Origin of the sequence: Devosia sp. 2618, from assembly GCF_040546815.1 — a bacterium.
Taxonomy (GTDB): domain Bacteria; phylum Pseudomonadota; class Alphaproteobacteria; order Rhizobiales; family Devosiaceae; genus Devosia.
The window spans coordinates 1,233,863-1,246,902 of record NZ_JBEPOO010000001.1; the positions used below are offsets into that span (position 1 = coordinate 1,233,863).

Below are 13,040 nucleotides of genomic sequence, written 5' to 3' on the forward strand. Positions count from 1 at the left end.
GCATAGGGCGGCTTTGGCGCGGCTGTGGGCATATGCCTCCACTCCGTTGATACCCGGACTCTGTGCGCCTCTCTGGGGGCTGTTCCTCCACGTCTCCTCAAATCTGAGGTGACGTCACCGCGAAACCACGGGGCATTCCATGCGCGGTCTATTTTCTTTCGGTCGGGCTCTCATCAACGAAGCCAAGGAGTTTGGCGTGGGCGGGGCGATTGCCAACCTATGGGCAGACGCCTGCGAGGCTATGTCGGTGCATTTCGCAAACCACCTTGGCGGCTCTGATGTAAGCGGCATCTATGCCCGCGTCCCATTCACCCGCCTGAGCCTGTGGGTTGAACATCGTGAGGTGTCGGTGGGGCTCGGTCTTGAACGCGGCGCTGGCCAGCTAGAGTTCTTCTTGGGGCGCATCCAAGGCGTTCTTTGCGTTGAACCAGCAGCGGTACGGTGAGCGCTATGGCAATGCAAAAACGTCTTGCCTCGCTCAAGGTGGTCAACCGTGGGGAGGCGTTTCAGGCAACCCTTCAACTCTCGGGTAAGCGCTACAGGCGGCAGTTCCCAACCGAGATTGAAGCGCTGCACTGGGGACGACAGGGCCAGCTTTCATTGGCGGCTGGAGATGAGCCAGACAAATCCGCAGGCGCGGCATCCCGTAGTGGGCAATTCAGGCCAGCGGATTTGGATGAGCTGGTGGAATATCTCGTTGAGCATCGCTGGCGTGGGACCAAAGGCGAGAAGGCGGCGCTGATCAACGCCCGGCATATCGTTCGCATCATTGGCCCTGCAACGCCTCTGGAGAACGTCACCTCACACGTTGTGAACTTGGCCATCTCCAGACTTCGGGACGAAGGCTATCCTGAGGTGACCATCAACAAGAAAGTGTCGCCGCTTCGTGTTGCTATCAAATACGCTCACGAACAAGGCTGGATTGATCGTATCCCCACCATGCCCTTCTTCAAGGGTGGCGAGGGGCGTTTGCGCTACTTCACCGCTGCCGAAGAGCAGGCAATGCTGAAGTGGTGCGTCCAGAAGGGACATAACGAGCTTTGGGACTACATCGCTTTCTCGCTTGATACAGGCATGCGGCAAGGTGAGGTGCTGACGATCAAGAACCGAAACCTGTCCGATGGCCGCATTACAGTGTGGGGTGCCCAGACCAGCACCGACAACGGCACCAAGGCAGGCAATACACGAACCATACCACTGACTGAGCGGGCGCTTGAAGTCTGCCAAAGGAGAGCGCTGGACAACCCCGGCTTTCTCTTCCCGCACAACAAGGACGAGATTGGCCGCATGTGGAACAAGATGCGCACAGCGCTTGGGTTTATGGATGACCCCGAGTTCGTTCCTCATGCGATGCGGCATACGTTCTGCTCACGGCTCGTGATGGCCAAGGTCAATCTTGCAGTGGTCCAGCGTCTGGCCGGTCACCTCCGTATCGAGACCACCTGCCGCTACGTGCATCTCGATGACGAAGCTTTGGTGTCAGCCATCGCCACACTTCAAACCCCTGCGGGCCGGTGATCGGCATGACTGTTTTCATTGCGGCGCTTGTCGCGCTCTTGGCGCTGGCTGGGGCAAATCTGGTGATGTGGTTCGTGCTGAGTTTGGCGCGTGGTTCGAGCCCGGCCATCAACGCGCTGGTGGACTATTCGGCCATCGGTTGGGTCATCAAGGGTATCGGCTGGTTCGGGTGTGCATGGCTGGCGATGAGCGTGTTTCAGGCCATGGGCGGGCTGTGATGGGTAGATTGCGTCGTTAGTTCCAGCGCGAAAAAATGGACGCAATTGGTCAAGATCGAATGCCACTCCCCCTAGCAAACACACAACGCGAAATTGGTACTGCGGGAGAATTTTGCAGTGCCGCCACATGCCACACTACAGGACCGTCCATGACCACCGCCCTCATCCCTGACGCTGAGAAGTCCACCGAGCAGCGGGCCATGGACGCTGCAAAAGAAGAGCTTGAAACGGCTCAAGAAGAGCTTTCCGCGCTCAAGGCACAGCTCCAGCAGATGATGAACCGCAAGGCTGAGATCAAAGCTGAGCTGGTCAAGCATTCTCGGGACGAGTTGATCGACATGCTGATGGACGCTTACCTCCAGCTTGAGCAGCCCATCTAGGCTCATTCCAAAATGAGGTCCCCGCCGAGCGCTTTGTAGAACAGAATTCTACGAATTGATTTCCACCCACCCTCGGCCCTCGCAACCGAAAAACGGCAATTCTCAGAAAAGCAGTCCAACAGCCCAACGCTCCGTCAGCGGACGCGTAGCCGCATTCCTATTCACAACAACTATCAACTGGAGCGCCCTCAGGGCCTCCGCAAGGAAACCACTATGACAATCAATCACGTTAGCGGGCTTCGGCCCATGGGCGACCGCCCTAGCACGGGACGCCGTAACACTGCCCGTGTTCAGGGGCCAACCGCATCGGACATGCGAACACCCGGCCTGAAGCCTGTGGCGCGTCCTGTGGACACCTATAGCCGTCCCGAAGCACCGCAGCAGGGTAACTCATTCCTCGACTTTGCCCGCGCTCTTGGCGAAATCAATCCCGTCATCTCCAGCTTCGTCAATGAAGAGGCTGCACGCCAGCAAAAGGCGGCTGAAGATCGTGCCCTGCGGCGCATCGGCGGCATGTCCTTTGAAGAGGCCCGCAGCGCAGTGGAGAGCGGCACCATCAGTGAGATGGACAACCCGTGGTTCAAGTCTGCGTTCATGCGCGTGCTGGGCGAGCGGACGGCGTACAACACCATCAATACGCTAAGTGAGCAGTACGCCACTGACCCGAACCGGCACGAGATGGACTTCTCCACCTTCGTCCGCGAGAACGCTTCAAACGATCTTGCGGGGTTCGATGACCCCAGCTTCAGCGCAGGCTATCTCCCGGCCATCAACAACTTCGAGGCCAGCGGGGCAGCCAAGCACACCGACATACGGTCGGCACGGGCCATAGAGGAGGCGCAAGCAAATGTCTTCGGCGTGTTCCTCGGGCAGGCCAAGCAGCTCTCCAGCGAGGGTAAAGACCCCAAGGTAATTGCTGGTGAGCTGTTCGCCCGCTATGGCGGCAACGAAGAGTTCCTGCGGCTAGACCGGAACCAGCAGGACGAGCTGATGTACTCGGTCATCGACACGCTTGCGAGCGAGGGTGACTGGGAGCTGGTTCAAGCCCTGCTTCAAGAGCCGCGTCAGGATGAGTATGGCAACACCACCACGCTCGGCACCTCAGCGACCCACGCATCGAAAGTCGCCGGCATTGTCGAGAAGGCCCGTGATCAGCACGGCAAGCTGGCGCTAGAGCAGGACACCACTGCTGTCACCTCACTCTTCTCGATGGCTGAAGCTGGTAACCTCAGCCAGGAATATCTGGACCAGTGGCGCGAGCAGAACCCAAACATCGTGGACCCAAGCCGTGCCACGCAGCTCATTCTCCAGTCCAACCGCGCCCAAGCTAAGGCACAGGAGGACATCGCCACTGCCCAGCAGAAGTCGGTATGGCAGCAGGAAGGTGCGCGGGATGTGATGATTGTGGACACGGGCAATCTTAGTGCCGTCACCAGCGGTACATCTATCTTCAACCGGGACATTGAGATTGCGGATGGGAAGGGAGGAACCACGACCTACACCGCTAAGCAGCAGGATGAAGCGCTGGCCAAGGGCCTTGTAGAGCTAGTTGAAGCATACTCTAGAGAAGAGGGTGTGACACCGGATTTGGCACTAGACCGCGAGGTAAAGCTCTTCGCTACTGCCGGTATCGTCAACGAGCGCTGGTCTCGCACCCTCGCTGGTGGCGTCTCTCAGGCCACACCAGCCAACCTCAAGCAGTTCCTTGAGAGCGGTGACGCCGTGCTTCCGCCTGCGCTTGCAGACGGCATAAAGCTCTATGAAGAGCTGAGCCTGAAGAGTCCCTTGGTCCTCAGTCAGTATTTCAACAACTCCGACAACCGAGAGTTCTTTGAGCTGGTTGTGGCAGCGAAGAAGTACGCCAACGCTGAGGATGATTACGCCGCAGTCCGCATGGCGGCTTACGCCCAGCAGCAGGGCAAGCCGTCCCACCCCATGGCCTCAATGACCTACAAGCAGGCCGAGGCCGCGCTTGCAGAGATCAGGGTTGGTGGCTGGAATGGCATCGGCACCAGTGAACCAGCCAATGCGGGCATCGCCATGAACTTCATCAACAGGGCCATGGACCTCTATGGCCGTGTCGGTGTGATAGGTGACCCGGCTCAAAAGAGCGCGCTAGAGCAATTCAAGAACACCCACGTAGACATCAACGGCTTCTATGTGAACGTCGATGGCAAGGACGTGGGGAACCGCGAGCAGTTCGGCCAAGCGGTCGATCTGGTGTTCAGCGAGATCGTGTCCGACACGGCGCACTACCTCAATGGGCAGAAGATTGAAGCCTCAGACCTTACCCTTGTCCCAACCAGCAATGGCACGGGTGAATGGCTTGTGGCTTCAAAGGCGAGCTTCGGGGCCTTCCCGCTGGCTGGCGTTGAGCCTATAAACCTCCAGACGATGGCCGGGGCACTCCAGCGGCAAGCTGACATCGACGCAACGGCGATTGAGTATGAGCAGCGCAAGGCCACCTACCTCGCCAACATCAGCGATGCCCAGACCCGCAAGCAGCACATTGATGACCTGTCCAAGTTCATTGGCGACATCGAGAACTTCGCCACCAGCGATCACCTACAGCGTGCCTATGGTGCGCGATGGGGCAGCGCAAAGCTGGCTGAAGCAGTGTCGAACCTCCCCGCCAGCATCGCGGCGCGCAAGGCCGAGCTGGAGAAGCTCCGCTATGACGACAGTCTCTATCTCTTGGACACCGTGACCAACGCTGAAGACCCGTTGCGGACGGCACCGGCCACCCCAAATCCATCCCTCATGAAATTCTAAGGAGCGCCCTCAGGGGCCTCACTTAGGCCAAACCCAACCCTCGCTGCCACAGCGCTGCGGGGGACTCTCCTAGCGCCCGCCAAGGGCTTCTTCAGCCAGCTTCAGACAGACCCACCATAGCGCGCATAACGCCCGCCTGCGGCCTGCCTGTGCCCGTTTATTCAAGGAACTATCATGACCGTAGCCACATCGACACGCACCACCATCGATACCTCTGGGCGTCACTACGTTATCGCCACTGATGGCTCCTGCAATCCCAACCCCGGCACTGGTGGCTGGGGTGTCGTCATCCAGCTCAGGGAGGGTGATGAAGTCCTTAAGCAGCGGGCTTTGGCTGGGCAGGGCGAAGTGATGATCAGCACAAACAACAAGATGGAGATGACAGCGCCGATCATGGGACTGGCCAGACTGATAGAGCTGTCCACGCCTGTACTGGTTCTGTGTGACAGCACTTACGTCATCAACGGCATCACCACTTGGCTGCCGGGGTGGAAGGCGAACAATTGGAAGCGCAAGGCTGGGCCTGTCGAGAACCAAGACCTTTGGCAGCGACTAGACACCGCCTGTGATGGCAGAACCATTGAGTGGCGCAAGGTCAAGGGCCATGCGGGTCATAAGCTCAATGAGATGGCCGACATCTTGGCAGGCAATGCTTCAGCAGGGAAATACCCGCGCGGCGAACTGTCGGTAAAGAAGCTGCATCCCAACTGGTTCATCTGACGCGACAAATCGACCACCACACTTGCCTCCGCCTCAACCAGAGCCGGGGGCTTTTTTGTATCCAGAAGGACAGAATTGAACATGGAATATACCGAACAGATTTTAGACCGTCGCACTGGTGAGCTTATCACTGTCTCTCACGGTGACTGGGTAATGGTCTCGGACCTAGGAGACCTCTATGGCGTTGGCCGAAAGACCGTCCGGGTCATTCTTCGGGCCATGGACTTCCTTTACGTCGAAGGTGGCGGCACGCATCAGCGTCACCGACTATCGGTATGGGTGACTGCCAAGGGCTGGGGCAAGAGGGTAGAGCCCCGCTATGGAACGCCGTTCGATGTCATCAGCCCAGAGGGGCAGGCATGGATTGCAGAGCGGTGGCAGACGACTTCTGACCGGGTAAATGCTGAACGCTCCAAACCGTCTCTCGATGCTGGGTCGGCTCTTGCCAGGTTTGCTAATGATCGTGACAACTATCGAAGGGTGACGGGTCAGGAGCCAATGACCTTGGCGGAAAAGGTGTCTTGGTTGATCGACCACTTTCCATCTCTCTCACAGTCAGAGATGGCGTCCATCTTGATGGTCACACAGCAATTGGTATCGCGGTATGTTAACACCAGAGCAAAACAGCTTCGGGACTTGAAGGCTGCACGATGTCAGGTGCTTGTGACTAAAGAGCGGGTCGGGCGGGTCTTGCCTGAATGGGCATGAGCGACAGCATGGTTGTCGAGGTATATAACCTATGCCCACAACAAGCTGAAAAATGGATTTGGTGACCCTGTCCATATTGGACGAATTGAGGGGAGGCTGATTACCCCTCACCCTAGGAGAGATTACCCCCCACCCTAGGAGAGCTGCGTCTAAGGCTATGCTTATAGAGGATACAAACAGGATGTGTTTTAGGATACGTATTACAGGCATAGCTTATAGATTAGCTTTAAGCGTACCTGAAGCATTCCTGAAGAGCGCTTGAAGCTATGCCTTGGCAATGTCGCTTGTGAGCGATGTTGACCAGAGGGGACTAACAGGGCCACTTCTCGACGACTGCGTCGGCAAGATAGTCGAACGCTGGGCCTTCAGCCTTGTTTGCGGGAGGCTCCACGAGCAATCCACTGGCTAGGTCGAGGACTTCCTGAAGCTGAACTTCCTTGCCCCGACAGGAACGTTTGGCAGGCCAAGCCGTGGCTTCCAGCGCGTCAGCAACCCCAATGATGAAGCCAAGGCAAATCTCACCTTCGTTCCGACAGTCTTGGCTCAGCTCTTCTACCGAGATGAACATCATCCGCTTCTGAGCTTGGGCGGGCGAAACTGACAACATGCCAGTGACGATCACTCCGAGCATTGCCGACCTGATGTTCATTTTCGGCCCCGTGCCAACTCCATATCCTGATCATCGGGCATGCTGGGCGCATCTGCAATCCCAAGGTGAAATGTCCCCCGTCAACCGATGTGTCTTCCTTCATGCGCGGTCTCTATATGCACTCGCAAAGCGCGCTTCGAGCCCGCCAAAGGAATAGCCATGACCACCTCAACATCGATCATCCCTAACGTCGCGCTCGTGAAGGGCCAACCAATGACCAATAGCCGCGATGTGGCCGAGCTGTTCGGGAAGCGTCATGCTGAAGTGCTGCGGGCCATGACCGGCCTCTATTGCAGCCCCGAGTTCACTGAGCGCAATTTTGCGTTGAGTGAATATCGGGACAGCACTACCGCTCCTTCGATATGTGTAAGGATGGCTTCGCCATTCTAGCGATGGGCTTCAACGGGGCCAAGGCTCTTGGGCTCAAGCTGGGACACCCCACCAACCGTCAGTTGAATAGCGAAACTACCCACACCCCCAAGGTCACGATTGCCGTGAAAACTTCCGTGACCTTGTGGACCGCATCAATACAATCAATGACGCGATCAAATACGGTTTTTGGCTCATGAGAAGACTTAGCTTTCATGATCAACCCTCCAACATTTTATGTCCGGAATGAGCTTCCGGCTGCCCAGTCCGCGAGGATTGCTGACTGCCCGCTAGTGCGGGTGGACATTTGGGCAAAACGTGTTGGGGTGTCCCTCGGCGCTTTTCCTACACCGCCGCCACTTGGTCAATGAAGTTCGCAAAGCGCGGCCTGAAGCCCGCCTAAGGAATAGCCATGACCAACCTCCCGAAGCCCTACGTAACCCTCGTCCGCAATAAGGCGGTCACCAATAGCCGCCATGTTGCTGAGCTGTTCGGGAAGCGGCATGATCTCGTCTTGCGGGACATCGACAACCTCCGCTCGCAGGGTGTCCTCATTTTTGAGGAGACCTCCTACGTGCAGGCTCAGAACCGGCAGGCCATGCCGCACCTAAGCTTCGCCTGAAGAACGCTTGAGAAGGGGGGAATAAATTGGAGCAAAAATCCGAGCAGGTAGATCAGATCGGCGGCCCCGCGATACCCCCTCCACCCCTTTCTCCGCAGTCTTGGCCAGTAATTAGGAATTTGTCTTCCAGCATTAATGCTCATAAGAGCCGTTGACCTAGCTGCAACTCCCGGTGAACATTTAGAAAACCACTCGGAGATGACGATTGCAGCCAGCCAATGCGACAGCACAACTTTCTACTCGCTCGTCACTAGCAGCGCTGGAGGCGACCATCGAGCTGTTCAGGGGGCTGCGCGTTGAGATGCCGATACAGGTGCCGCTTGTCTTCCTCATCGTCGCCCAACACAAGGGCATCAGCGCGGCAGAGCTATGCAAGCGAACGGGACTAAGTCAGTCATCCGTCTCCCGCAATGTCTCGGTGTTGACCAAACAGGGCAAGGCCGGAGAAGCGGGCCTAGGCTTGATCGTTAAAACCATAGACCCAGCCAACACGAGAGCCCATGCCTATCATCTGACAAAGGACGGCAGGGCGATGGTAGGCCAGCTCACAGCGCTTTTGGCGAGGGCTGTGAAGGTGCGTAAGCCAGTTGATGTTGCGGCTCAGCTTGACGCACCAATGCCTGCGAGTGGTGCGCCTATCGCGTTTGCAGGAGCGCATTGGGAAGTGTGGGTGGACTAGGACTAGTCAGGCGTACAACTCACCGCATGAGGTGAATGCTCTGCAATCCATGCTCCAATGTCGGTGAGTACCCATGGTAGGGCACAAACGGCTCCCACCGGTGCCAATCTCTCCTCGACCTCATTCATCTGCTTGCTGTCTGGATAAAGTGTTAGCACGGCCCCATTGTGGAGGCTCATTGGCGTAGGGTGAAAGAGCCCGATAGTTATGGTTCTGCCATTCAGTACGAGCGTCCGCTGCTTGATAGCTTTAGTGAGGCTGATACGCATGCTGGGTCGCTCTGCGGCGATGGCTTCAAAAGCGCTTTCTAGCAAGTGCTTTTTCGGTGCCTGGATATACAGGCGCTCCTCAGGGCGGCTCACCAACCATGTCAAGCCACAGAGCCCCTCAAAGCCTGTGCAGGTTGGTCCCTGGAGATTTACATAGAAACGTTCAAGCATGCTCTCACCTAGGTGACAAACTATGGGCCTTGAATAGCGTAAGACGCAGTTCTTTCAACCCGGTAATTATCCCTTCGTCCGATAAGGTATACCCACCTCGGACACCATGCTCGCCTGTCTTTTTGTCCGACATGGGTTGACTGTAGATTTATCGGACGATATTCCGATTGTATCTTAAACCTTTTCGGACAAAGGTTCTCACATGAAGATTGGCTATGCCCGCGTCTCCTCAACCGGCCAGAATGAGGCAGCACAGGTGGACATCCTCACCCGCAACGGGGCGAACGATTTGTTCATCGAGAAGATGAGCGGCGCCACCAGAGAGGGCCGCGAGAAGCTGGCTGAGGCCATCCGCTTCGCCCGCAAGGGGGATGTGTTGATGGTCACCCGCTTGGACCGGCTGGCTCGCTCTGTCATCGATCTCCACGCCATCAGCCGTGAGCTTGACGCCAAGGGTGTAGACCTCATCGTCACCGAACAGAGCATCGACACCACCACACCCACCGGGCGGCTGATGTTCAACATGCTCGCGGCCATCGCTGAGTTCGAGACCGATCTGCGCAAAGGGCGTCAGCTTGAGGGTATCGCTAAGGCCAAGGAGGAAGGGCGATACAAGGGGCGTCCAGTGACCGTCGATGCAGGGGCTATCAGAGCTGCTTTGGCCGCTGGGGATAAGCCTATGGCGGTTGCAAAGCGGTTCAACGTGGCCCGTTCGACGGTCTATCGGGTGATGAGCGACGTGGTGGTGAAAGCGTAACCTGTGGGCAACCTAATGCGCGCTTTGGATAGGTTGCCAGCGTGTTTGAAGATAGGTGTCTGTTTTTTTTGAGCCGTCCTCCAACGCTGTTCAGGCATGCTTGCCGCTATCCTCTGATTGCTGCCTTCGGTGCCGATGCAACACGCCTTCTATGTCGGCTAATGCGTTTAGCGCACGAAGGCTTTTTGTCGAGACTGGAAACATCGGCTCAACCCATGGCCCGTTCTCAAGCGAAATCAAACCTGAGCGAGTACAGGAAACCGCCAGCGCCCTCGTTTCGTCCTCGGAATGGTTGTGTAGGTGCTGCATCTCATCTTTGACGGTCTGCCATATCTGATGCTTAGTGGCTTCTGTTGGGCGAGGAACAGCCTCAGCGCGTGAAAACTCTCCAAGTAGGAGAACCTCTTCCTTACTTAAGGACGCCAACATGTCCGCGTGCCTCAAAAACTCGTCAGCATAGAGCGCTTTCTCCCTCATTTGGCCAGCAGCAACAGCAGCAAGCAGTCTTAGGTTAAGCCTTGCCGTGCCCTCTACTGCGGCACGCGCATATCGAAACGTCACCGATGCGAGTTCGGCATCAGGTACATCGCCTATGAGTTTTTGCCCAAGTCTTAGCTCCTCGATGAGGATTTGACGCGCCTGTTCGGTTCTATTCGCTGTCAGCTTTTGCCAAGCACTGAGGCCGACAGCAGTAGACGCGCTACTACCAGCCAAGCCGTAAGCGCTCATCGCGTCCGTGATTAATGCGGCAACAACGTCAGGCACCATTGCATACACTGCCATCTTTGAGGCGGCTGAGACTAGCAGCATTCTCTAAGCGCCACGCCAAAGCCTGCTCTCCACTCAGCACCGCCAAAACCTCACAGGGTTCTGCACGTGCTTAAGCTCAGGATTGGTAACGCGCTTGCCACGGGCTCCTGCATACATCTCCCAAACCTCGCTTGCAGCCTCTTCTCCGACGAAGCCTATGCGATGGCTTTCTGAGCCGTCTGCATGGGGGATTTCCGGGAAGTTCTCAGGCGTTGCATTCATCCACCTGAGCGGCTTGAACACGCCTACAACGACGCCTCTGACCACTGCCAACACATAGTCAGCCTTCTCCGCACGGGCCTTTGAAACCCGCCAGCAGTACCGCACCAAATTGTAGATGGCCTTACGGTCAAAGCGCTCTTCCAGCCTGTTGATGTTGATAAGGACAAGAGCGTGTTCAGGACGCTCTGGGAACGCGGGCAGGCTGTATTTATCGACCAGCTCAATGTGGTTCATTGGCCCATAGGAACTGCTGGCATGACCGCCTTGGATGTTCGTCAGGCCGGGATAGGCGTCAATGAGCGCAGCCTCTACATGGAAAACTGCATTGTCTGGAATTTCATGGCGGTGGATGACGTGGATTACGGCCAAGCCTGCACTCTTTATGGCCCTGATACGGTCTAGCTTGGGCCCAAGGTTCTGGTCATCATCACCACCGGAGATGTCATGCAGTCCTTCGGCGTGGTCGAATACTCGGTTATTCTTTCCCTTGCCCACGTAGAAAGTCTCGCCATTGCGAGGGTCGATAAGGCGGTAGACATAGTTTCCAAGCTTGTCGCATACCTCTTCAGGGAACCGGCTGTGCATCGTCATCTTTCCTAAGTGCTGGATATGGCGGGAACTGGGACGGCTACCACTGACAGTTCATGGCAGGACGGCGTGGCGTCAGTTGACCTCGCAGATAACCTGAACGGTGAATTTGCGTCCCAGCTCGACCAGTTCCTTTGTGCTTTTTGGCTCATCGGTGGACACGCTTGCATCGGGCAAACGGAAAATACTGAGGTACTCAGAGACCGTGTCTCCTTTAATCGCAAAGCCCACGTTCGACGCGATGTTTCCGGTGGACGCAAGCAGGACCTCATCATTGATTTTGGCGACTGCTACGCCAACCACTCGCCCGTATTCGTCCAGAACAGGCCCGCCGCTATTGCCCGGTTGTAGGCCAACGTTCGTGGTGAACCACCGAGGCTCCCCCATAAGGCCAGTCTCAGACGATACGATACCGGTAAGGACCGTCAGGGATGAGTTCAGAAGGCTTGCCAGAGGATAGCCTATTGCCACTACGTCTTCACCCAACTCCACAGGGGAGGTTCTGATTTCAGCAACGGGGTGTGGTGTCGGCTTGAGGAGTTGTAGCACGGCGAGGTCGACTTCATCGTTGCTAGTGATGAGTTTGGCGTCACCAAAGCCCTTCACCCTGATGACGCTGCATCCATCAACAACGTGCTGGTTTGTCACTAGAACCCCATTGTCAGCAACGAAGAAACCTGAACCAGAGGAGGTCCCTTTAGGAGGGCTAGCAGTTTGCGACTGAGGCGCACTGTTTGTGGGCTTGGACTGCTCATTTGCTTCCGCTTGAGTGAAGTTCTCTTCAGTCTCAAAGGCCAACGGATAGGCATGTGAAGCCATAAAGACGGCTAGCATTGAGGCTAGCTCATTACGGGCGGGTACCCACTCAAGCGAGAACCCGGTACTCTCGCCCGGCGTGTGGCTCATGCGAATGTAGAAACTACGCCCCTCGCGCACCCCGGAGACGACAAAGGCATCTTCCGCGTAGTACTTGTATGTGACCTTGCGAGCCGCGGTACTGGCGCTCAACGACCTGTAGAGAGCATTGTAGGATTGTTCGGAGAACGGCTTCGTGATGGTTTCTAGGCGTATCGAGTTATCCGCGTTGAAATATGCTGAGCCTCGGCGCGTATCGGCCTCACGGCTCAGCACGGCCTCCGGTATCACCATCGACATCTGGCCGCGCTGGTCCTTGACGACAGCCATCCCAAGCTCTTGGAAGATTGCACTCGATTTTTGTAGGAGGGCATTTGATGCCGCGATGGTCAGTACACCGTCAGGCCGCTCACCAATCGCCTTTTGAAATGCTGTGATGGCCTGAAACGTATAGTTGCCAAATTCGCCATCGCTGGACGCACGATAGTGTCCGAGCAATATCAGAGACGTCTGGATTAGAAATCGGTCATCTTCGGGCTTCTGATTGAACCAGCGTTCGCTGCTCGAATAGTCTGCGTATGCCCACGTGGTTTGAGCCAACCCACACAGAATGATCAGCAGGGTGAGCAGCTTGCGACTAAGGATTTGCATGTTGAGAGTACCCCCGCCACGGTTCTCGCACCAACTCCTGCGAAGCTCAACTCCGAGTAAGCAAGCCTAGGTCTATTTGTTT

At 56.6% G+C, this 13,040-nt stretch carries 16 protein-coding genes; 11 read left to right on the forward strand and 5 right to left on the reverse strand.

The window, feature by feature from the left end:
- Positions 1–139: 139 nt before the first annotated feature.
- From ABIE28_RS06255 to ABIE28_RS06285, 7 genes are all read left to right on the forward strand, one after another.
- Positions 140–445, forward strand: a complete 306-nt coding sequence (locus ABIE28_RS06255) for a hypothetical protein (protein ID WP_354061131.1) — start codon at positions 140–142, stop codon at positions 443–445.
- A gap of 5 nt (positions 446–450) precedes the next feature.
- Complete coding sequence (locus ABIE28_RS06260) at positions 451–1,518, forward strand: tyrosine-type recombinase/integrase (protein WP_354061133.1); 1,068 nt, start codon at positions 451–453, stop codon at positions 1,516–1,518.
- Positions 1,519–1,523: 5 nt separating this feature from the next.
- Positions 1,524–1,736 (forward strand): hypothetical protein, encoded by a 213-nt coding sequence (locus tag ABIE28_RS06265; RefSeq protein ID WP_354061135.1) that lies wholly within the window; start codon positions 1,524–1,526, stop codon positions 1,734–1,736.
- Positions 1,737–1,885: 149 nt separating this feature from the next.
- The gene (locus ABIE28_RS06270; RefSeq protein WP_354061137.1) at positions 1,886–2,116 is read left to right on the forward strand and encodes a hypothetical protein; all 231 of its coding nucleotides are present in this window, start codon (positions 1,886–1,888) and stop codon (positions 2,114–2,116) included.
- A gap of 348 nt (positions 2,117–2,464) precedes the next feature.
- Complete coding sequence (locus ABIE28_RS06275) at positions 2,465–4,888, forward strand: hypothetical protein (protein ID WP_354061138.1); 2,424 nt, start codon at positions 2,465–2,467, stop codon at positions 4,886–4,888.
- Positions 4,889–5,062: 174 nt separating this feature from the next.
- Entirely contained in the window at positions 5,063–5,608 is a 546-nt protein-coding gene (locus tag ABIE28_RS06280; protein WP_354061139.1) for a ribonuclease H family protein, read from the forward strand.
- 81 nt (positions 5,609–5,689) lie between these two features.
- Complete coding sequence (locus ABIE28_RS06285; RefSeq protein WP_354061141.1) at positions 5,690–6,316, forward strand: hypothetical protein; 627 nt, start codon at positions 5,690–5,692, stop codon at positions 6,314–6,316.
- 310 nt (positions 6,317–6,626) lie between these two features.
- On the opposite strand, the gene ABIE28_RS06290 is transcribed toward ABIE28_RS06285, so the two are convergent.
- Positions 6,627–6,965, reverse strand: coding sequence for a Rap1a/Tai family immunity protein (locus ABIE28_RS06290; protein ID WP_354061143.1), 339 nt, complete (start codon positions 6,963–6,965; stop codon positions 6,627–6,629).
- 159 nt (positions 6,966–7,124) lie between these two features.
- Between ABIE28_RS06290 and ABIE28_RS06295 the strand changes: the two genes are divergently transcribed.
- From ABIE28_RS06295 to ABIE28_RS06305, 3 genes are all read left to right on the forward strand, one after another.
- Positions 7,125–7,355 (forward strand): Rha family transcriptional regulator, encoded by a 231-nt coding sequence (locus tag ABIE28_RS06295; RefSeq protein ID WP_354061145.1) that lies wholly within the window; start codon positions 7,125–7,127, stop codon positions 7,353–7,355.
- A gap of 391 nt (positions 7,356–7,746) precedes the next feature.
- Positions 7,747–7,956, forward strand: coding sequence for a Rha family transcriptional regulator (locus ABIE28_RS06300; RefSeq protein ID WP_354061147.1), 210 nt, complete (start codon positions 7,747–7,749; stop codon positions 7,954–7,956).
- A 205-nt stretch (positions 7,957–8,161) separates the two neighbouring features.
- Entirely contained in the window at positions 8,162–8,635 is a 474-nt protein-coding gene (locus tag ABIE28_RS06305; RefSeq protein WP_354061149.1) for a MarR family winged helix-turn-helix transcriptional regulator, read from the forward strand.
- A gap of 2 nt (positions 8,636–8,637) precedes the next feature.
- Here ABIE28_RS06305 and ABIE28_RS06310 read toward each other — a convergent pair whose 3' ends face one another.
- Positions 8,638–9,075, reverse strand: a complete 438-nt coding sequence (locus ABIE28_RS06310) for a hypothetical protein (protein WP_354061151.1) — start codon at positions 9,073–9,075, stop codon at positions 8,638–8,640.
- Positions 9,076–9,277: 202 nt separating this feature from the next.
- Between ABIE28_RS06310 and ABIE28_RS06315 the strand changes: the two genes are divergently transcribed.
- On the forward strand, positions 9,278–9,832 hold the full coding sequence (locus ABIE28_RS06315; RefSeq protein ID WP_354061152.1) for a recombinase family protein: 555 nt from the start codon (positions 9,278–9,280) through the stop codon (positions 9,830–9,832).
- 90 nt (positions 9,833–9,922) lie between these two features.
- On the opposite strand, the gene ABIE28_RS06320 is transcribed toward ABIE28_RS06315, so the two are convergent.
- The 3 genes from ABIE28_RS06320 to ABIE28_RS06330 form a co-directional block, all read right to left on the reverse strand.
- Positions 9,923–10,642 carry a hypothetical protein gene (locus tag ABIE28_RS06320; RefSeq protein WP_354061155.1) on the reverse strand — a complete coding sequence of 240 codons (720 nt, stop codon included), beginning with the start codon at positions 10,640–10,642 and terminating at the stop codon, positions 9,923–9,925.
- A gap of 33 nt (positions 10,643–10,675) precedes the next feature.
- On the reverse strand, positions 10,676–11,449 hold the full coding sequence (locus ABIE28_RS06325) for an LEM-3-like GIY-YIG domain-containing protein (RefSeq protein ID WP_354061157.1): 774 nt from the start codon (positions 11,447–11,449) through the stop codon (positions 10,676–10,678).
- Between the two features lie 78 nt (positions 11,450–11,527).
- Complete coding sequence (locus tag ABIE28_RS06330; RefSeq protein ID WP_354061159.1) at positions 11,528–12,958, reverse strand: trypsin-like peptidase domain-containing protein; 1,431 nt, start codon at positions 12,956–12,958, stop codon at positions 11,528–11,530.
- Positions 12,959–13,040: the final 82 nt, after the last annotated feature.